16 protein-coding genes are annotated in these 20,364 nt (G+C 65.1%); 3 read left to right on the top strand and 13 right to left on the bottom strand.

Annotated features, from left to right (window positions below):
• The first annotated feature begins 104 nt into the window (after window positions 1-104).
• From ACF8K2_RS06410 to ACF8K2_RS06420, 3 genes are all read left to right on the top strand, one after another.
• Window positions 105-812 (top strand): response regulator, encoded by a 708-nt coding sequence (locus ACF8K2_RS06410; RefSeq protein WP_186552814.1) that lies wholly within the window; start codon window positions 105-107, stop codon window positions 810-812.
• 1 nt (window position 813) lies between these two features.
• Window positions 814-2,217, top strand: coding sequence for an ATP-binding protein (locus ACF8K2_RS06415; protein ID WP_392463959.1), 1,404 nt, complete (start codon window positions 814-816; stop codon window positions 2,215-2,217).
• 121 nt (window positions 2,218-2,338) lie between these two features.
• Complete coding sequence (locus ACF8K2_RS06420; protein ID WP_264235249.1) at window positions 2,339-3,013, top strand: outer membrane protein; 675 nt, start codon at window positions 2,339-2,341, stop codon at window positions 3,011-3,013.
• Between the two features lie 133 nt (window positions 3,014-3,146).
• Here the strand turns inward: ACF8K2_RS06420 and ACF8K2_RS06425 are convergent, their stop codons facing one another.
• From ACF8K2_RS06425 to tssJ, 13 genes are all read right to left on the bottom strand, one after another.
• A complete protein-coding gene (locus tag ACF8K2_RS06425) occupies window positions 3,147-3,563 on the bottom strand; it encodes a hypothetical protein (protein ID WP_392463962.1) in 417 nt (138 codons plus the stop codon).
• The gene (locus tag ACF8K2_RS06430; protein WP_392464024.1) at window positions 3,563-4,453 is read right to left on the bottom strand and encodes an NAD synthetase; all 891 of its coding nucleotides are present in this window, start codon (window positions 4,451-4,453) and stop codon (window positions 3,563-3,565) included. The genes ACF8K2_RS06425 and ACF8K2_RS06430 overlap by 1 nt, the downstream gene beginning before the upstream one ends.
• Before the next feature lie 151 nt (window positions 4,454-4,604).
• Window positions 4,605-5,531, bottom strand: a complete 927-nt coding sequence (tagQ, locus tag ACF8K2_RS06435) for a type VI secretion system-associated lipoprotein TagQ (RefSeq protein ID WP_392463964.1) — start codon at window positions 5,529-5,531, stop codon at window positions 4,605-4,607.
• Between the two features lie 77 nt (window positions 5,532-5,608).
• On the bottom strand, window positions 5,609-7,381 hold the full coding sequence (locus ACF8K2_RS06440) for an SUMF1/EgtB/PvdO family nonheme iron enzyme (protein WP_312155701.1): 1,773 nt from the start codon (window positions 7,379-7,381) through the stop codon (window positions 5,609-5,611).
• On the bottom strand, window positions 7,374-8,576 hold the full coding sequence (locus ACF8K2_RS06445) for an ABC transporter permease (protein ID WP_392463968.1): 1,203 nt from the start codon (window positions 8,574-8,576) through the stop codon (window positions 7,374-7,376). The genes ACF8K2_RS06440 and ACF8K2_RS06445 overlap by 8 nt, the downstream gene beginning before the upstream one ends.
• Window positions 8,576-9,292, bottom strand: coding sequence for an ABC transporter ATP-binding protein (locus tag ACF8K2_RS06450; protein WP_392463970.1), 717 nt, complete (start codon window positions 9,290-9,292; stop codon window positions 8,576-8,578). Before ACF8K2_RS06450 ends, ACF8K2_RS06445 begins: the two co-directional genes overlap by 1 nt.
• Window positions 9,292-12,306: a protein kinase gene (locus tag ACF8K2_RS06455; RefSeq protein ID WP_392463972.1), complete on the bottom strand. Its 3,015-nt coding sequence runs from the start codon at window positions 12,304-12,306 to the stop codon at window positions 9,292-9,294. The genes ACF8K2_RS06450 and ACF8K2_RS06455 overlap by 1 nt, the downstream gene beginning before the upstream one ends.
• Before the next feature lie 7 nt (window positions 12,307-12,313).
• The gene (locus ACF8K2_RS06460; protein ID WP_392463974.1) at window positions 12,314-13,033 is read right to left on the bottom strand and encodes a PP2C family protein-serine/threonine phosphatase; all 720 of its coding nucleotides are present in this window, start codon (window positions 13,031-13,033) and stop codon (window positions 12,314-12,316) included.
• Complete coding sequence (tagF, locus tag ACF8K2_RS06465) at window positions 13,030-13,686, bottom strand: type VI secretion system-associated protein TagF (protein WP_186552826.1); 657 nt, start codon at window positions 13,684-13,686, stop codon at window positions 13,030-13,032. Before tagF ends, ACF8K2_RS06460 begins: the two co-directional genes overlap by 4 nt.
• Window positions 13,683-17,186, bottom strand: a complete 3,504-nt coding sequence (tssM, locus tag ACF8K2_RS06470; protein ID WP_392463977.1) for a type VI secretion system membrane subunit TssM — start codon at window positions 17,184-17,186, stop codon at window positions 13,683-13,685. Before tssM ends, tagF begins: the two co-directional genes overlap by 4 nt.
• Window positions 17,183-18,490 carry a DotU family type VI secretion system protein gene (locus ACF8K2_RS06475; protein ID WP_186552828.1) on the bottom strand — a complete coding sequence of 436 codons (1,308 nt, stop codon included), beginning with the start codon at window positions 18,488-18,490 and terminating at the stop codon, window positions 17,183-17,185. Before ACF8K2_RS06475 ends, tssM begins: the two co-directional genes overlap by 4 nt.
• Window positions 18,491-18,496: 6 nt before the next feature.
• Complete coding sequence (tssK, locus tag ACF8K2_RS06480; protein WP_392463980.1) at window positions 18,497-19,831, bottom strand: type VI secretion system baseplate subunit TssK; 1,335 nt, start codon at window positions 19,829-19,831, stop codon at window positions 18,497-18,499.
• A 15-nt stretch (window positions 19,832-19,846) separates the two neighbouring features.
• Window positions 19,847-20,344 (bottom strand): type VI secretion system lipoprotein TssJ, encoded by a 498-nt coding sequence (gene tssJ / locus ACF8K2_RS06485; protein WP_312155496.1) that lies wholly within the window; start codon window positions 20,342-20,344, stop codon window positions 19,847-19,849.
• Window positions 20,345-20,364 lie beyond the last annotated feature (20 nt).

The raw sequence follows: 20,364 nt of genomic DNA on the forward strand, positions 1-20,364 counted from the left end.
TACGATTCTAGGCCTGCGCCCTCTGCGCACCATGGCCGGCATGTACGGGCATGTAATCGAACGTAACGAGCACTGCTGGCGCTCCCCGAACAGGTACTTGGCCCATGAGCACCACCCTGCTGGTTGTCGACGATGACGACGAAATCCGCGAACTTCTCTGCGACTACTTAAGTGATGCCGGCTATGCGGTACTGGCCGCCGCCGATGGCGAGCAGATGCGCCAACAGTTGGCGCGGCACAAGGTCGATCTGGTGGTACTGGACGTGATGCTGCCTGGCGAAGACGGTCTGAGCCTGTGCCGCCAGTTGCAGGCCCAGCCGGGCCTGGCAGTGATCATGCTGTCGGCCAAGGGCAGTACCTTCGATCGCATCATCGGCCTGGAAGTGGGCGCCGATGATTACCTGGCCAAACCTTTCGAGCCACGCGAACTGATCGCCCGGATCAAGGCCGTGCTGCGCCGCCCGCAGCGCCTAGAACAGGCCGTCGAAGCACTCGCCCAGGACGAGCAAAGCTTTGCTGGCTATCGCCTGGACCACATCAAGCGCCTGCTGACTTGCCCCGATGGCCAGGCGCTGTCCCTGCCGCGCTCCGATTACCGGGTGCTGCGCGAACTGCTCGATGCCAACAACCGGGTGGTCTCGCGCGATCTGCTGACGCGCAGTGCATTTGGCCGCGACCACCTGCCTGACGACCGCTCGGTGGACATGTGCATCAGCCGCCTGCGCCAGCAGCTGCGGCGCAGCCCGGATGGCGCGGTACAGATTCTCACCATTCGCAACGAAGGCTATCTGCTCACTGGCGCCCAGCGCTGACATGCGCCTGCCGAGCCCACTGCGCCGCCTGTGGCCGAAGACCCTGTTCGGCCAGCTGCTGCTGATCATGGTCAGCGGCACCCTGGTGATCCAGCTGATGTCCAGCAGCATCTGGTTCGACGTGCGCTTCGCCCAGGTCATGGAAGCGCCGGTACGCCTGATCGCGGCCCGCAGTGCGCCACTGATCGCCCAGGCCGACTGCCATGCTGGCAGCCTGCAGTTGCCCAATCACTACCAGGTACGCTGCGCCGAGTCCGAGCCTGTCGCGCAGACAGACGAGCGCCGCGGCCGACACCGGGTCGAGTTGCTGCTGGATCAAGCCCTGGCGTACGAATTGGGCCGCGACGCACATGCGCGCCTGCTCAAGGTGCAGCTGACCGATGAGCTCGGCCAGCCGATCGTCTGGCGCAGCCTGTTCGGCCTGCGCACAGCCCAAGCGCATATCCAGTTCGCCATGCCCCTGGCCGACGGTCACTGGCTGACCATCGACGGCGAGGAGCTGCAGGGCTGGAGTGGCGAGTCGGCCTGGGTGCTGATCAGCGACTACTTGCTGAGGGTGTACGCCTTGCGCATCGTCGCGGTACTGCTGGTATGCCTGATTGCCGTGCGCCTGTGCCTGCGCCCGCTACGCCGCCTGGCCGATGCCGCGCGGGGCTTGGGCAGCAATCTGGAACAGGCGCCGTTGCCGCTGGACGGCCCAGAAGAGGTACGCCAAGCAGCCCAGGCCTTCAACGCCATGCAGCAGCGCTTGATTGCCATGGTCAACGACAAAGCCTACTTCCTCGCAGCGGTGTCGCACGACCTGCGTACGCCGCTGACGCGCATGCGCCTGCGCCTGGAACGGCTTGAGCCGGGCGAACATAAAGAGCGACTGCGCCAGAACATCGTGCAGATGGACGAGATGATCGGCCAGGTCCTGGATTACCTGCGTGCCGGCGAGCAGCAGAACCTGCAGCAGGTGGACATGGACCGGTTGCTGGCTCGCCTGTGCGCAGACCTCGCCAGCGCTGAAGAGCCGCTGCCGGTGCAGGGTCAGGTCGGCACGATAGAAGTGGATGCAATACTGATTCAGCGGTGTCTGCAAAATCTCCTGGTCAATGCGCTGCGCTATGCCAGAACGGTTTCTATCACGCTGGAGTCAGTCCCCCATGGCATCCACATCCATATCGAGGACCGCGGCCCAGGCATTGCTGCCCAGCAGTTGAGCACCATTACCGAGCCATTCGTCCGTGGTGAGAATTCACGTAACCAAGTCACGGGAGGATATGGACTTGGCTTGAGCATCGCCCAGCGCATTGCGCTAAGTCATGCAGGCAAACTGGTGCTAAGCAACCTGGCAGAGGGCGGGTTGCGAGTGACTGTGTTTTTGCCGAGGGTTCAGCCTAAGCACGGCACAGCCCTGTGATACGGAGCATCCGGCACGAAGCTGTCGGCGCATATCGCTAAATTTCCGGGTTTTCCTACAGCCAGCACTCCAAGCAGCTCCTTACCGTATTACGCACCATTCACAGTGCAGGATACGCTCGATGAAAGCTGCTTTCGCCCTCCATGCCATTGGTCTTGCCATCTTGGCGACTTCCACCCAGGTCCTGGCCGATGACACCTACCTCGCTTTGCGACTGCAAAACGCTAGCCAGAAACTGCATGATGCCGAACTGACCAGCCCGCGTGTTGACCATCGCATCAAAAGCCCAAGCAATGATCGTGACTTAAATGGCGCTATCGCACTGGGCCGCGGCTTCGACGATGGCTGGCGTGCGGAGGTTGAGTACACCCTGCGCAAAAACAGCCAGTTTGACTCTCACTGGTCGCCCTTTGATGCCAACGTCAATCGCATGGAGGTCAACTCCCAACGCCTGATGCTCAACGGGTTCAAGGATTTTGCCCTGACCGACAAATTATCGTGGTACCTGATGGCGGGCGCGGGCGTGGCGCATGTCCAGTCTGAGGGCTACCAGGGCAACCCTTCGCGCCAGTTCGCCAAGAATGGCCAGAACAACTTTGCCTGGAGTTTGGGCCTGGGCATGGACTACGCCCTGACCGACAAAATCACCCTGGGCAGCGGTTACCGCTACGTAGACATGGGCAAGATCGAGACGGGCCGCAACACCTTCGCCAATCGGATCAACGCACGTGACGAGCAGCTCAAGGGCAAACTGACCGAACAGAGCTTGTTCGTCGAAGTTCGTCTATCGCTCTGAGCCCATTCACTGATTACCCGCTGATAGTTACAACGCCGCTTCGGTGAAAACCCGAGCGGCTTTTGCACGTTGCGCGATTGTCCTGACACACATCACTCCCGCCAGGTGAATGACGCAACAGTTGCCACGCATCTCAAGACCTGGCAGCGCGCAACGCGATTAAATCAGCCCGCATCTGGCGATGCCGCTTGCCATTGAACACCAACAAGGCCAGCAGAGGCAGCGCCAACAAGATTGCCAATAGCACTGTATTCAAATCGCTGCCCAACAGACTCAAGGCCATCAGCAGCGCCACGAGCGGGACGGGCAAAACAACCCACATGGCCCATTTGCGGCCGCGGATCATCGCGAAGTGCCCAGCGCAGAGCAACAGCGCTAGCGTTGCCGTACCCATCAGGGTGTACAACGGATTATCCGCATGATTGCGCCAGTGACTATCGATCCACATAGCCAGTGACAAAGCCCCCGACATCACACAGGTGAAAAAGCCCAACAAGAACGTTGGGAAGTAACGCCGCATGAAGTCCTGGAACTCGCCAAACTTCATCATCACTCGAACTCCTCATAGAGGCCCACGGCGATGCTCTGCACCGTGGCACTGCCCGCTAAACCAAAAGTGGCACCAAGAGAGTCACGCAAAAGCGTCTGGGTGGCATGGTTGATCTGCGTGGGCGTGTAGCGCTTGGTCATGGTGCCTGCAGCCTGCTGTAACTTGAGCTGCTTGGGCGTGAGACTGGGATGCTTGATCGAAAGCAACTCATCGGTCAGTGCTTTGCGCTGCTGCCGGCTGAGTGATCGGGTCAGCTCAAGCCAGCTGCGCCCGGTCGAGGCCTTGTGCACCTGAAGGTATTTGAGCGTGGTCAGCCCCGAAGCCCCGACGCCCAGCAGCGACGCGCCATCGAGCACCTTGGAAGCCGCCTGGTACCACTGGTTTTCATCCAGTGCATCGTTGGCTGCCGGATTGGTCACTTCGCGCACCGTACGGATAATCCCAATGGCGCACTGGGCAGTACTGGCTGCGGCTGCTGTACCGCCGACATAGGTCAGCACCAGGCTGGTACCTGCAGTGAACGGCGCGGCGATGGTCCCGCTGAAAACCACCCACCAGCCGATGAATGCACCGGCGCAGGAAAGCGAGGTGTTGATCGCTTCCTTGACCACTCGCGACTCACGCGGATTGTTTTGCAACTGCTCGGTGTACTGCGCGGGGGTCTGGTATTTGTTGATTTCCCGCAAAATCACGCGCTTGGGCCTGATGCTGCAGATTGGCTGGAATTCACGCAGGGTAATGACATTGAAGTCGGCGTCAATGTACACAACCCCTGCCCCAACGATGCGGGGGTCGGCATCGATCGCTGCGAACATCTTCGGCAAGTTGATTCGTGCCTGGATTCGCTGACGCGCGAGAAACTGCGAGGTATTACCCAATGGGTTTGCCAAAAGGTCTGTCACGAGTGCTGTCCTTGCAGGAGTAGGCGGGTGTGCCTCATAGGGAGGCGGGCTTGCCCCGCGATGAGTCCGCGTCGTGACGGACTCGATCGCGGGCCAAGCCCGCTCCCACGAGGTACTTAACTGCCTTGAAGATCAGGCATCAAACGTTCGGGCAAGGCACCGGCGCCCAGTCACCCATGTCTGGGTTGCGGCACATACCGTTGACCTGATCCTGGCCAGCCTTGGCCACTTGCTGGGCCTCGGTTTTCTTGCTGGTGGCGTTCTGCAGGGTCTTCTCGGTAGCGACGGCTTCTTTTGGCACATCAGGCAGCTTGGTCTTCTTCACCGCCTTGGCCTTCTTGCCGGTGGTCGCGGCTTTCGGCGCTTCGGCCGCTGCCACCACGGTCACATCGGCGCGCTGTACACCCACCTGCTTGAGGTCCTGCTCGTAGGCTTGGGTGTAGTTGTTGAGGTTCTCACCCAGGCGACCGCTGACAGCGCTGATCAGGTTGTTCGACTCTTGCAGGCCAGCGACGATCTCGGCCAGGCGCTTGCGCCCTTCGGTGTCATTGATGCGGTTGGCCTTGCGCCCGTCCATGAGGTTGGCGAACTCGCGCTGGTAGCAGCTCTGCGAAGCCTTGGCGTAAGTGGTGGTACGGTCCATGTCGGCCGCGCTCTTGTCGATGTCGGTAGCGTACGAGGCGATGCGCTGCTTATCGTCGCTGATCTGCTTCTGACGCTCGGTGTAGTAGCCCGCCGCGCCACCGACCAGGGCACCACCTGCGGCGCCAATGGCGGCATTGCGGCCGCGCTTGTCACCGTCGACCAGGGCGCCGGTCAGCGCGCCGCCGACCGCGCCGAGCAGGGCACCGGTGGCGACCGATTTGGTCATGTCGGAGTCGGTGGAGCGCAGGTGCTGCACAGGCTCGTAGCAGCTTGGGTAGTACTCGACCTTGGTGCTGGCACCGACCTTGGAGACCGGCGAGCCAGCACAGCCGGCCAACAGTACGGTGCTGAAGCCTGCGGCCAGGAGCAGTGCGGTACGGGCCTGGGCGGCATTGATCAGAGCGTTACGGGTGAAAAGCATGGTCAGGTTCTCGCTTGGGTTGTACAGGTCCGGGTGGCGTCATGCCGCCCGGGATGGCTTGCTTGCATTGCAGTCGTTCAAGGGCGCGGGGCGGCCGATGCCAGCAGCTCCTTGAGGATCGTCGCCGGATCGGCCCGCCGTTGCTGGCGGTACTCCCCGACGTGGCGGACGAACAGGGTGGCGCGGCTCTCCAGGCTCTTGCCCAAGACCGGCTTGAGATTGAGTTCTTGCTTGACCCGCTGGAACTGCGCCTGGATCACCGCGTCGGTGTAGCGCGTGCCGCTGGCCAGGTTGTCGATATAGATCGCCACCGCGCCATCGAGGGCGCTGCGGCCGTTGGCGATGGCGGCGCCGTACATGCGCGCGCTGGTCTGATCGCCAGCCGCTTGCGCCTTGGCCTGGGTGTTGCGCAGGTTGGTCAGGCGAATGTTGTAGTTGTTGATGGTTTCGGCCACCAAGGCTGCGGACTGGATCAAGTTGCCGGCGGCCTCCTCGCGCTGCTGGGCGATCAGCGAGACGTTGCGCTTGAGCTCTTCGTTGACCAGGCCCAGTTCGGCTTGCAGGCGCGGGTCGGTGGCGCTGGCGATGATCCCGTCCAAGCGCTTGGTCGGGTCCTGGGCGTCATCGATGGCATCGGTCAGGCTGGCCAGGCGACCCTCCTTTTGCCACTGCTCGAACAGCTCCGGATAACGCGAACGCGGCGCCGACAGCGCGCCAATGGCCAGGCGAAAACCGGTGGTCTCGTTGCGTTGCTCGGTGCCGTCGGCGCCAAACAGCGGGTACTCCCGGCGCATGCCGGTAAACAAGGTGCCCTCGCCTTCCAGGTAGTTGCCGCCCTTGACCACGAAGCCGCCATAAGCGCCCTGGCGGCGCCCGGCATGGACCAGCTGGAACGACTCCTGCACCATTTCCGCAGCGTTGCCGATCACATCGAACAAGCCCAACGGGTTCGGCAGCTTGGTGCCGATTGGCAACAGCCGTGCCGCTTGGCCTGTGCCGCCGGCAACCTGGTTGAACACCGCCCAGTCGGCCAACGGCCCTTCGCTGTCGCTGCCCTCGACTTTGCGCGGGAACAACCTGCCCTCCAGCTCCTGGCGACTGACCAGCGAGCCACCGCGCGCGGCGAACTCCCACTCCACTTCGGTCGGCAGGCGCACGAAGCCAATGCCGCCGTCTTCGGCTTTGCTCCCTCGGCCACTGACCGGCAACAGCGCGCGGTGATGCTGCATCAGCCAGGCGCTGTACACCGCAGCAAAACGCTCGGCCTCAAAGCGCGACAGCTTGACCTTGGGCAGGCGCCCGGCCATGTCGGTGACTGGCGCACACGCCGGCGGCTGCTCGCCACTGGCCAGCGCCTGGGCCTGGGCCATCACCTGGGCATACTGGCGGGCGGTGACTTCGTACTTGCCGATGAAATACATCATCGGCTTGAGCGGGCTTTTCGCGTCGACCTTGGGCAAGTTCGGCGAGACCTGCTGTTGCCACTGCGGGGCCAAGTCGGCCAGGCTGAACTGACCGTTGATGAAGTCGCGCCGATAGCCAGAAATGAACGACTGCTTGTAGCCCGCCTCGCCTTCGCTGAAGGGATAACCCAGGCTCACTTCACGATCGTCGAGGCTGCCTTGGGCCAATACATAGACAGGGCGGAAGACGATTTCGCCGCCACAGGGCAGCGGCAGGCTGACATCCCCGGCCAAGGGTTTGGGGTTGTCCAACTTGTCAGCGGCGAGCGGCTGGCCAGTTTCAGCCTTGGCAGCTGCCTTGGGCTGTTCATCCTCTGCCTGAGAGCAGGCGCCCAGGCTGAGGGTGGCTAGGATCAGGGCCAGCGCCCCGAGGCGAAATTCAGACATCACGGATTCCTTCGCAAGCATCGATCCGCGCCACCCGCCAGCCACCCAGGGCGGCAGCCAAGGTGCTGGCCGAGAGGACGGCGAGCAGCGCGACGAGGTAGTGCAGGGGCAGCAGGTGGCTGGCGTACTCGCCCGGCACCTGGGTGAACATTCGGTTCAGGCCGAGCTCGGCCAGGGCATACAACAGGCCGCCAAGGGCCGCGGCGAACACCCCGCTGTACAACGCCTGGAGCACCACGAACAGCAGCAGTGCGCCAGTGCCGAAGCCAAGCAGGCGTAGCACCGCCAACTCGCGCTGCTTGCGCTCGACCGCCGCCACCGCGCCTGCGCCGATGGCGGCGGTAGCACCAGCGACAGCCAGGGCCGCGATGATCCAGAACACCAGGTCAAGATTGCGGCTCAGCGACTGCACCTGGGCGATCTGCGCCGCCTGGGTCGACACCAGCCATTTGCGCTCGGCAAAGTACTGGCGCAGCGGCTCGACATCGTTCAGCGAACGGGCATACAGGCGAAACGCCGGATACACCCTGTGGGTGGCATCGGCCTCGCGCTCACCGGCCCAGTCCAGGGCAGGCACGGCGCGGCCATCGCGATAATCTTCGGCGGCCTCCAGCAGCGTCAGCGAGGCAAATAGTCCATCGCGTTCAAAGGCTGCCAGCGGCAACACCGCCAGCACCTGCAGCTCGCTCTGGCGCCATTGCAACTGCCCCGCCTGCTGGCGGCTGAAGCTGGCCAGTAGCGAGTCACCGGCCTTGACCCCAAGCTTTTCCGCCGCAGTGAAGCTGAGCACCGCTTGTTGCAGGCCGGTTGGCACTGGCGCCCCTTGCAGCAACGGGTCACCGTCAGCGGTGGGAAGCATTTCCACCGTCACCGCACGGCCCTGAGCCGGTAGCCGCAACTCGGCTGTCGCGGCGATCTGCCGGGTCCGGGCAATGGCGAATGCCACCTCCTCGCGGGTAGCCAGATTGGCGATGGACGCGGCATCGAAACGACCACCGCCCAAGGGGATGATTTCGCGCACGCCAGGATCGCGCTGCAAGCGCTCGGTCAGGCTACCGACCAAGCCGAACTTGAGCCCGAACAGCACCAGCAGCGGCGCAATCACCGCCACCAGCGCCAACACGCTGCAGGCCGACAGCCGTGCATCGCTGCGATAGTCCTGCCAGGCCAGGCTGGCGATCAGCAGCGGGCGCATCAGGCGGCCCTGTCCAAGGTCGCCGTGACACCACCATCGGCATCACGCCGACAGCACATGCGCAGCACCCGCAGGCCAGCGTCACGGGCCTGCTGTTCGTCGTGCGTGGCGATCACGCAGGTCACCCGGCGTGCCTCGGCCTGACGCAGCAACAGGCCCATGACCCGCTCGGCGTTGAGCGGATCCAGCGCCGCCGTCGGCTCATCGGCCAACAGCAGCGCCGGCTGATGGGCCAGGGCGCGGGCGCAACTGACGCGCTGGCGTTGGCCGAGCGACAACGCCCCCGGGCGTTTTTCCAACTGGTCGTGGACATCCAGCGCTTGCGCCAGGCGCTCGACACTGCCGTCCTCGTCCAACCCCAGCAGTTGCCGAGGCAGGCGAATATTGCCGCGCACATCGAGAAAGCCCAACAGCCCACCGGCCTGCAACACATAGCCCAGATGGCGGCTACGCAGGGCGGCCAGACGGTCGAGCCGACGACTGCGCCAGAGCGCGGCGATATCTTCCTCGCGGCCATCGAGGGCGAGGCTGAACGCCTGCGCAGCATCAGGTTCGAGCACCAGCGCGAGCAGGTCGAGCAAGGTGCTTTTGCCACAGCCACTGGGGCCGACCAACGCCACCCGCTCACCCGCCGACAAGCACAGCCGCTCGATCTCCAGGCTGTAGCGCTGGCTACCCTCGCCACGCGTCTTGCGCACCTCGTGCAGGTTGATCATCACGGCAGCGTCGACAGCGGGACACGGTACAAGGCGTCACCCGGCTCGGCGTTGCCGAAACGCACCCAGTTGGCCATGTCGTTGTGGAAGGTTTCGTAGAGACGGATCTTCGAGTCGAGCTCGTCGATGAAGTCTTGCTGCTCGGCGACCGACAGCGACAGCCACAGGTCCTGGCTCATGCTCAGCGACTTGCTGCGGTACGGCAGCCCTTCCAGGTACTCGCCGAGCACACCGCTCTGGGCCAGATTGGTGCCCTTGCTCAGTGCACCAGGATCGCGGCTCATGTAGGCACTGGCGCTGGCGATCTCATTGAAGAAATCGCCAGGCGAGCTACGGGTCTTACGCGCCGCATCGACGATCAGCTTGAGCGACTGCTGCAAATCGTTGAGCTGCAGCTTGGTCAGCATCACGCACACCTGCAAGGTGGGCAGCGCAGGGTTGGTCAGGTCGCGGTCGGCGGTCCAGGCGCTGACCAGTTGCGGCGCCTGGCTGGCGCTCTGGCGGCCAAGGAAATCCATGTGCATGGCATAGCCGATGGCCTGCGACTTGGCTGCCAGGCTCGACGCCGAGGTCAGCAATGGCACCGGCTGGGGCTGCTGGCTACGCACCTGGTGGACCAACTCGGCGAAGGTCGAGCCGATCTCGCGCACGCGCTCGCCAAAGGCGTTGACGTCACCGCCGGGCACCGACACATACAGGTCGCCGATCTGCGGGTTACTGTCGGCCGTCAGCACCCGGTACTGCTGCTCGGCGCCAGCATGATTGTTCTGCCCCGCCGGGGTGCGCAGGTGCAGGGCGTAGATCTTGATCTGCTTGCTCAAGGCGGCCTGGCGCACTTCGGCCTCGTTCATCTGGGTGCTGCTGTAGGGGTCGTTCTTGCGCAGCGCGCCAGCATCGCTGACCAACAGCACGATGCGCCCGCCATAGCCGTTCCAGTCCATGCCTTCAACGGCCTGCATGACCCCGGCAAACGCATCTTCATTGAACGAGTGACTGGAAACGTTGGTGGCCTTCACTTGCGCCGCAGCTTTGAGGAAGCGCGCCGGATCGCGGCCCTGCTCCAGACTCACCAAGGTCTTGCTCAGGTAGTCCAGCCCCGGGGTGCGCTTGGTGCTGTTGCGAAAGCCGATCAGGCCAAAACTGACGCTGTCCAGCTCGCCACGTGCGGCCAACTGCTGTTGCAGCTCGCTGACCACTTGGCGCACGCGGTCGATGTAGGGCTGCATGGAAACCGAGGTATCCACCACCAGCACGATACCGGTGCGGAACCCCTTGCCATCGGCACCCGCCACCCCGGCGGCCTTCGGCGGGGTGGCGCGAGCGCTGGCGCCCGGGTCGATCGAGGCGATGTTGAGCAGTTGCACCGGCTGGCCCTGAGCATCGAAGCTTTCGCGGAAATCGAAGATCGGCATCAGGTAGAACTGCTCTTGCGGCACAGCGCTGGCAGTCGGCTCCAACGCCATGACCTGCGGCACCTGCTCGGGATGGTTCTGCGCCTTGAGCAACTGTTCGCGCGCCTGGCCGGTGTCATCGAGCAGGCGCTGCACGTCGTCGGCATTGCGCATGAACATCACCGGTGAGCGGCCTGAGCGCTCGGTGAGTTTGAGCACCAGGCTCTGTTTCCAATCACTGCTCGCGCTGGCCGGCAGCCAGCCATCGCGCTGACCATCGCTGGAGCTGCCGACCTCGATCCAAGGCTTACCGTCGACCTCCTTGCGTTGGTAGACATAGAGCACGCTGAACGCTGGCAAACGCTCGCCAGCACTGCCGCCAGGCTGATCGAGCAGCTGCGCGCCGGGCTGGCTGAGCACACGCTGGTAGAGGGTCTTCTTGCCGGGCATCAGCAACGGCCGCTGGTCATCGACGGCGGCGAGCGGTGTGCGCTCAGGCGCAGTTTGACCGGCGGTCTGCGCCACTGGCGATGGCTCTAGCGGCGCCTGCGCTGCGGGCTGCTGGTCGCCGCCGAGCAGCCAGAAGAACGCCCCACCCAGGCCCAGCGCAGCAGCAATGGCCAAGGCCAGGACTGCCTTGGCGGGTTTATTCGATGCCGATTTGACGGCTGGCGCAGGGGCACTGTCGACAGTGGCGGCGCTAACCGGCTCGGGCGCTGGCGGCGCCTTGGGGATCTCGATAGACACCGGCGTCAGCCCGGCCAGATCTGGCTTGGCCGGTGCCACTGGTGATAGCGGCAGCGGGCGGATGACAGTGCTGTCAGTGCTTTCTGCTGGCAAGCGGTCCAGCGCTGCCAGCAACGCGGCAGCATCGGCGAAGCGCTCGTTCGGGTCCTTGGCCAGCAGCCCGCGCAGGATGTCCTGGTAACGGCCATGCTCGATGGGCAATTCCGGCAGTGGCTCGGTCAAGTGAGCCAACGCCGTGGACAGCGCATCGGTGCCGTTGTACGGCAGCTTGCCGACCAGGATTTCATACAGCACCACGCCCAACGCGTAGAGGTCGGCGCGGCCATCGATCTCAAGCCCGCGGGCTTGTTCCGGGCTCATGTAGCTGGGTGTGCCCACAGCAAACCCAGCCTGGGTGAACTGGGTGCGATCATCCAGCGACTTGGCGATGCCGAAGTCCGACAGCACGGCGGTGCCATCGGCGCGGAACAGGATGTTGGCCGGTTTGACGTCACGGTGCACCAGCCCCTGGGCGTGGGCATAGCCCAGCGCCTGGGCGATCTGGCGCACATACAACAGGCCCTGCTGCGGCGTCAGGCCGTCAGCGATGCGCTCCTTGAGCGTACCGCTGGGCAGAAACTCCATGGCCATGTAGTACAGCTCGCCCACATTGCCGATGTCGTGAATGGTGGCGATGTGCGGATGCGCCAAGCGGGCCAGGGTACGGCCTTCGCGCAAGAACCGCTCGCAGAAGGTCGGGTCGGCGGCCAGGCTCGCGGCCATGACCTTCAACGCCACCTTGCGCTGCAGTGAGCGCTGGGTGGCCAGGTAGACGCTGGCCATGGCGCCTTGGCCAATCTCGCCGTCGATGTCGAATCCGGGGATGTGCATGTCCATGCTCTGTTCAGTTCGCCTTTACGACCACAGCGGTGATGTTGTCCGGCGCGCCACGGGTCAGGCCCAGATGGACGAGGCTGCGCACCACTTGGTAGGGGTCGGCGTGGCCGAGCACTTCGGCGATCTCGTGATCTTCGGCGGTCTTGTTCAGGCCATCGCTGCACAGCAGGTAGGTATCGCCCGGCTGCACCTGCAAGGTGACGGCCTGCAGCTCCAGGTGATCCTCGACGCCAATGGCGCGGGTGACGATGTTGCCGCGTGGGTGCACGCGCGCCTCAGCCTCGTTGAGCAGGCCACTGTCCTGCAGTTCCTGGACGTAGCTGTGGTCGTGGGACAGGCGCTCGATGCTGCCATCGCGCAGGCGGTACAGCCGACTGTCGCCGGCCCACAGGCCAATCGCCTGGTCACCGCGTGCGGCCAGCACGACGACGGTACTGCCCATCATCGCCACGCCCCGGCGCAGCGTTTCCTCGCGCACCGTGCCATTGACCCAGGCCAGCCCGTCGCGCACCTCATCGGCAAATTCGCCCAAGCCGTCGAGCATCGGCAGACTGCGCAGGCTGTCCACCGCCAGGCTGCTGACATAATCGCCCGCCGCATGCCCGCCCATGCCGTCGGCCACCGCCCACAAGCCCGCCCAGGTCAATTCCAGGCAGGCGTCTTCGTTGATCTTGCGGACCATGCCGACATGGCTGTAACTGGCCGCGGTGTAATGCATGGCGGTCATCTGCAATCTACCTCGTTGCCCAGGAGATACCCGGCGAAATCCTCACTGCGCGGCAACCCCACGCAGCGCATCAGGCCGGCGGCGATCCGCTCCGAACCCCTGCCCCACCACAGGCTCATGCCCTCGCAGGCACACTCGGCCAGGGCCAGTGCACGCCCTTCAGGGGTGGTGACGTGCAGCCTGCGCATCCCAGTGAACGAAGCCCGTGCGCCCGGCAGCTGGGGGCTGGCACCTGGGAAAGGCCGCAAGGCCGCCTCGAACTGTTCAAACGAAGCCTGCGGCTCAAGCGTTGCCAGCAGATCGCTCTCCACCTGCTCGAACCACTCATCCCCCCCAGACACTGCGGCTGCCAGCGACTCACCCGGTGCCAGTAGCTGCGCCACAGTCAGCGGAAAATAGCGCCCGACCCGGTCGATGCTCGGCATTACCACGCCGACCACCGGCGACTCGCCGCATACCCCCGGCGCCAGGGCAAAGCGCCACAGTGGGCTGACCAGATACGCCTGCAACCACTGCTCGCCCAACTGCTGCTGGCTGGCCTGCAGCCCCGCCGCCAGCCATTGATCCCAGGGCTGGATGAAGCTCTGCGGCAAACCGCGACTGACAAAATCGCCGCGACTGGCGAGCTTGCCGTAGAAGCCGAAATCGTTCACAGGCGCTCCGGCAGGCTGAAGCCACTGACGCGGCTGCGGAACGGGTTGAACGCGCTGCTGGCGCGCAGCTCGTACGAGACACTGGCACCATCGACGCGCAGACGCAGGTTGAAGCGCTCAGGCGAGCCGGCGGCGACCAGGTCGGACTGATCGAGCAGGCGGAACCAGGCCCACGGCCCCTCCATGGTCAGCCCGGAGCGGCCGCTGGCCGCAGGCGGCGAGATCGACAGCCGGACCACGCCAATGCTGTTGGGATTAGGCCATTGCAGCGCTACCGGCCGGCTCGGGCCGTGGTCATAGCTGACCTGCTGGCCATCCAGATCGAGCAAGAACTGGGTGATCGAGGCATCCATCGCCACTGGTTTGAGCTCGAAGCGTACCCCCGGCTGCATGCCGCCGCTGGCACGGAAGTAGGCATCGCGAATGGCGGCGGCGCGCTGGAAGGTGGCCAGGACGTTGCTGTTGATACCCAGCTTCTGCGCCGCCCCCGGCTGCCAGCTCCACGGCGTCGAGGAGGTGTTGACGTAGGGTTGCAGGTACTTGCGGAAGTAGTTGTCCATTACCCCACCCACCCCGAAGAACTGACCGAAATCTTCCAGGGTGGCATCGCGCGCACTGCCGGCCACTAACGGATAACGGCCGCTGAGCGACTGGCGGTAGACGTTGAGCACTTCGCTGTTCCAGGCGGCGTTGAGCTGGTTGCGCACCCCGCCCATGACAATGGTGTGGGTCGAGCCGAGCACCGAACTCACCAGGTTCTGCACCACCTCAGGCTGACGCGCAGCGCCCAGGGCGACACGCTGCGCAGCGGCCTGGGCCTGGTTCTTGGCCTCGCCCAGCAGCGCGTCGCCACTGGCGCCGACCATGGCGCTGACCTGCACGTACAGGGCATTGAGGTCGCTGAGCAGTGCATCGATGGCCGCTGGCTGGCCTTCGCTGGTTTCCACCAGGGTGGCCAGCTCGGCGAAGTGCGCGGTCACCGGGTCCAGCTCACGCGCGGCGGGGTCGTCGCTGGGTAGCGGCGCATCACCCAACAGACCGCCCAGGCGCTGACGCAGCTGATCGGCCCCGGCCTGCTCGGCCTTGGCCTGGACCTTGTCGAGGCTGGTCGGCTGCGCCAGGTTGGTTTGCTTGGCCGCCGCCTGCAGCAACTTCTTCATCGGCGAGGTCGGACCGGACAGCACCCGCAACACATCGGCGGCCTGTCCGACACTGGTGATCGGCACGAAGTCGAGGTCGGCCAGCAGCGCATCCCAATGACGGATGTAGTCCTGGTAATACAGCTGCTGCACATCGGCGGCCAACCGCTTTGCATCGCCCGACTCGCTGGCCTCGCGGCCCAGCACCCAGCGTTCTTCGGCCAGCGTCTCGCTGTGCGCAATGCTCGCAGCGAGAAACGCCTTGCGGTAGCCCTCGACGGAGAAGATGCCCGGCAGCGGCTCGTCCAAAGGCTTGCCACTCTTGCGTCGGAACACTAGCGCCGCATCGCGCCCGGCAGCGTCGCTGATACGAAAATCGCTGACCCCAGCCGGCAGTTTCTGCCGTTTGACCCGGTCATAGACGCGCTGGGCCACCGGTAACTGCTGCAGCTGGCGGCGCACGTCCTCGACCAGGCGCTGGTCCAGGCGGGCATTTGGCGGCCGGCGCTCGAACAGCGCCTGCAAGTGCTGCTCCAGGGCCTGGCGCTGCTCGGGCGCCAGGTCACGCGGCAGGCTGCGCTCCCAATCGAGGCTGATCCAGGCCTTGATGAACTCAGGGTCGTAATGCTCGCTGTCGGCGAGCATCAGGTAAGCCTTGAGGCCCTCGTAGAGGTAATCGGACGGGCCACCGGCATACAGCTGCTCCTCGATGCGCGTCACCAGCCGGGGGGCGAACACAGCGATCAGCAATTTGCGATAAACGCTGTTCGATTCGCCTTCGAGCATGTCGCCCTGGTACAGCCCCAGGCCCTCGGCCCAGCTTGGCGGGTTGTCGGCCAGGCCGCGCACGGCATTGAGCAGCCCCAGCACTTCAAGCACGTTGCGCTGCGCCGGGCTCAGCTCCTGAACACTCCTGCCCAACGGCTTGAGCCGGCTGTCGACTTCGGCGATGTACTGCTGGTTGGCGCGATAGCTGAGGGTCCACAAGGTGCCGACCACCAGCACCAAGGCCACGCTCAGGGCCAACGCGCCGCGGGCGATCCACTTGCGCCGGCGCTCGACCTGCGGGTTGTTGCCGACCAACCCGCGCTCGGCGAAGGCTACGGCGCTGAACAGACGCTCGATGAAATAACTGCGGCCGGTACCGCTCTGGCGGGCCAGGTGGGCACGATCCAGGCCCATGCTCTGGGCCATGCTGCCGATCAGCCGGTCGATCGGGCTGCCTTCCTGGGTACCGCTGGTGAAGTAGACGCCGCGCAGCAGCGCGCGGTCTTCGAAGGCGTTGGGTTTGAACACGCCATCGAGGAAGGTCTTGAGGTTGCCGCGCAAGGCCGCGAACTGCTGCACGAAGCCGTACACCAAGTCACGCCTGGCCGGGTCGCGCTCCTGTTGCAGGCGCTCGACCAGACGCTGGTTGAGGCGCTGCTCGAGCAATGCGAACTCGCTGCCGAACTGGGCCAGCGGGCCTTCGCCGTGCTGGCCGTCGTCCAGGCCAAAGGTCATGCCCCAGACCTGGGCGCGCTCGTCCTTGCCGAGGTTGTCGAAGAACTCCATGAAGCCCGGCACCAAGTCGAGCTTGGTCAGCATCAGGTAGATCGGGAAGCGCACGCCCAACTGGCTGTACAGCTCCTGGATCCGCGTGCGGATCGCCACGGCATGCGCGGCGCGCTCGGCCTCGCTGCCCAGCAGCAGGTCAGACAGGCTGATGGCGATGAACGCGCCATCGATGGGCCGGCGCGAGCGCTGGTTCTTCAGCAGGTCGAGAAAGCCCAGCCAGGCCGCCTTGTCGACTTGCGCGTGGCTGTCCTGGGTGGTGTAGCGGCCAGCGGTGTCGAGCAGCACCGCCTGGTCGGTGAACCACCAGTCGCAGTTGCGTGTACCGCCCACACCACGAATGGCGCCCTCGCCCATCTGCGCCGCCAGCGGAAAGTGCAGGCCGGAATTGACCAGCGCCGTGGTCTTGCCCGAACCGGGTGGGCCGATGATCACGTACCACGGCAGCTCGTACAGGTTGCGCCGCTCATCGCCCCCCAGGCGGGCCTTTTTCAGCAACTGCAAGGCTTCGTCCATGCGCTGGCGCAGGGTCGCCAGCTCTTCGGCGGTGGCGACGCTGGCAGGGTCGGGCGCGCTCTCTGCGGCCAGGCTCTGGATCACCTTGGCCGCCTGCCGGCGGGCCTGGACGATGCGCCACAGGCGATAGCCGAGCCAGCCGGCGAACAGCAGGATGATCAACACCCAGCGCGGCGCCGCTGGCACCAGCACATCGAGCAGCGGGCCGACGAACCAGATGATCAGGCTCAGGGCCAACAGGCCCAGCAGCGGAATCACCCAGCGGATGACAAAACTGAAAAACGCCTTCACTCGACGCCCTCCGCCAAAACGGTGATTTCAACCCGGCGATTCTTCGCGCGGCCTTGGGCGCTGTCGTTCGACGCCAGCGGTTCGGTATCGCTCAGGCCTTGCGCGGTGAAGCGCTCAGGCTGGCCAGTACGCGCCGCGAGGATTTCGCGCACTTGTTCGGCGCGGGCTTGCGACAGTGCCCAGTTGGAGGGGAAGCGCAGTGTCGCGATCGGTCGGTTGTCGCTGTGCCCGGAGACCCGCACGTTGCCCTTGACCTTGGCTACGGCCTCGGCGATGCGCAGCATCAGCGGCTCGAAATCGCCCTTGATGCTGGCGCTGGCGGAGGCAAACAGTTCATCGCCACGAATGGTCACCACCGAGCGGTCGACCGCATCCTCGACACTGACTCGACCGGCCTTGATGTCGTCTGCCAGGAACCCCGCCAGGCGCGGGCGCTCCACCGGTTTTGCCTGGACCACTGGCCGGTCCATCGCCTGCACCGGGATTTCCCCCAGCGCATGGATGCCACGAAACACCGGCTCGGCATCGGCGGCCAGCTTCAGGCGCAGGCCGAACAGCACCAGCAACAGCAGGGCCAGGGCCACCGCCAGGCCAACCCAGGGCGGTACGAACTGCGCCAAGCGATCACGCGTCACCGTCACCCCACGCCAATGCGGCGACAGTTCGCGCTCGACCTCACCGCGGGCACTACGAATCGCCGAGGCGGTGCGTTCGCGCAGCGCTTCCAGTTGCGCCCGGCCGCCGTTCATCACCCGGTAGCGACCTTCGAAACCGAGGCTGGTGCACAGGTACAACAGCTCCAGCAGGTTCAGCCGCTCACGCGGGCTCTGCAGGCAATGTTCGAGCAGTTGGAACACCTTCTCGCCGCCCCAGGCCTCGTTGTGCACGGTGATCAACAGGCTCTGCTTGCTCCAGTCACTGCTGCTGCCCCAAGGCGTGCTGAGCACCGCCTCATCGAGCGCGGTGCACAGGGCGTAGCGCGCCAGCAGCACCTCGTTGCGCGCCACCCCGGCAGCCTCGGCGCGCTCCTCGAACTGGCGCAGGTAGGCCAGCAGTTGCGCGCGCAAACTGGCCGGAGCCGGGTGCGCAATGGTATTGCGCAAGCGAGTGAGCAGTGCCAGCAGCGGACCCGCCGCCTGCTCCAGCGGATTGAGCCCCTGGGCCTGGCCCAGCGCCAGTGGCTCGGCGGGCAGGTTCAGCGGCGCCGGGGCTGGCTGGGCCGCTGCGGCCGGTTGCGGGCCACGGCCACCGGGCCTGGGCATGAACTGGGTGCGGTCGAACGCCTGCGGATCGTCGGAGTGCATCGCGGCTTATCCTCGAATGGCCCAGAAGGCCAGGCTCAGGCCGGGGAACTCGCCGGCGACATAGAAGGCGAAACCACCGGAATGCTGCAATTGCTTCCAGTGCTCGCTGCCGCGGTCCAGCTCAAAATAGGTCGAGCCGGCATGGAACGGGATCTGCCGTGGCGCCACCGGCAACGGCAGCAGGCCGATACCCGGCAGTTGCAGGTTGACCATGTCGCGGATGTGCTCCACCGAGCCGACCTTGCTCTGCTGGCCGAACCGGCTACGCAGGGTCTCGCTGGGCACATCGGCGCGCACCACCAGGATGAAGCTGGCGCTGTCGAGCAGGCTGCGGTCGGCGAGCATGGCCACGTGGATGCCGTAGGCCTTCTCGATGATCGGGATGGCTACCGCCTTGCTGTCGATCAGCATCGACAGCGCTTCGCGCAACGCGCTCATGACCGGGGTGAAAGTCGCCGCAAGATCGTCGTGCTGGTACACCGGATAGCTGGCCGGACGCCGGCCTTCACTGCAGAAGGTGGCGAATTCACCGGCCAGGCTGACCAGCTCGCTGTACAGCCGCTCGGGGTGCAGCGGGCTGAGCTGGTTGAGGTGCTCGAGCAGTGGCTGGGCGCGGTTGACCAGTTGCAGCAGCATGAAGTCGGCAATTTCCGAGGCGCCGCCGTTGGCCGAGGCCACCACCCGCCCGGCCAACGCTTCGCCACGCTGGTGCAGCAGGCCCAGCAGTTCGCTGCGAAACCCTGAGAGCACGTTGTTGGCACTGACATCCAGTAGCGGCGCAATGTAGTTGTCGTCGAGCACCAGGGCGCGGTCGGCGCGCTTCTCACGGATACGCACCACACCCAGCGCGGCATGATCGCTGACCCCATCGACCTCACTCAGCAAGCGCAGGGCGCGGCTGCCCAAGGCCAGCGGCGCTCGGTTCTCGAACGGGGCGTTATCGTCACGCACCTCGCTGATACGGCTGACGTAGCGCGCCCCCTCGGCAGCTTCGCCTTCATCGACGGTATCGCGGGCGCCAGAGCGCTTGAGCGGCAGGCCCAGGTAGATCAGGCCATCGCGCAGGTCATCAGGAATCTCCAGCGGCGGCGGCGGCAGGTCATCGCGAGGGATATCGAACGGCGTGCCGTCAGGCAGCAGGCCGCGGGCGCTGAGGATCGCCAGCTTGCCCTGGGCCAGCAGGCCCTGGTCGATCAGCAGCTCGGAGAAACCCCAGGCAGCGCAGGACAATGGCCGGCTGCGGGCATCGATGAAGTTCTCCAGGTAGCGGTCTTGCTGCTGGAAGTGCTGGGTCGTGATGAACATGCCTTCCGACCAGACCACGCGATTGTTCCAGGACATGGGTTCTCCGATTGCCTAGCGGGCAGACTCAATGGGTTGGACGGCCACGGCGCTGCGCACGGCGCGCACATCGAGGCTGATCTGATAATCGCGCGGTGGCACAGGGAGCACGCTGCGCCACTGGGCCTGGTCGATTTCGCGGTAGCCGACCACCAGGCCAATCTGGCGGGTGGCCGGGTCAAGGGGGCGCTCGACGCTCAATTGTTCACCGGGCTGCAGCAGCACCTCGTCCTGGTCGAGCAGGTCGGCGGCCAAGGTCGCCTGGGCGCGCTCGGCCAGGGCGAAGTAGTCGGCGCGGGCAAACGCCGCGCTGTTTTTCAGCTCGTAGATACGCACCCGGACAGGCGCAGGTACACCGCTGGCACCTGGGTTGAGGCCTTCGGCGGCGCTGAAGTACAGGGTCACGGCATGGCCGGCGGCGGCCTGTTCGGCCACTGGCGCTACGCTCGCATCCTTGCTGCAGGCACTGAGCAGTGCGAGAGCCGCGACTGCGATCAGTCTTGTTGCATTCATCCTCGTCCTCATGACGTCTT

Origin of the sequence: Pseudomonas sp. xss_2, assembly GCF_043104195.1 — a bacterium.
Taxonomy (GTDB): Bacteria; Pseudomonadota; Gammaproteobacteria; order Pseudomonadales; family Pseudomonadaceae; genus Aquipseudomonas; species Aquipseudomonas urmiensis.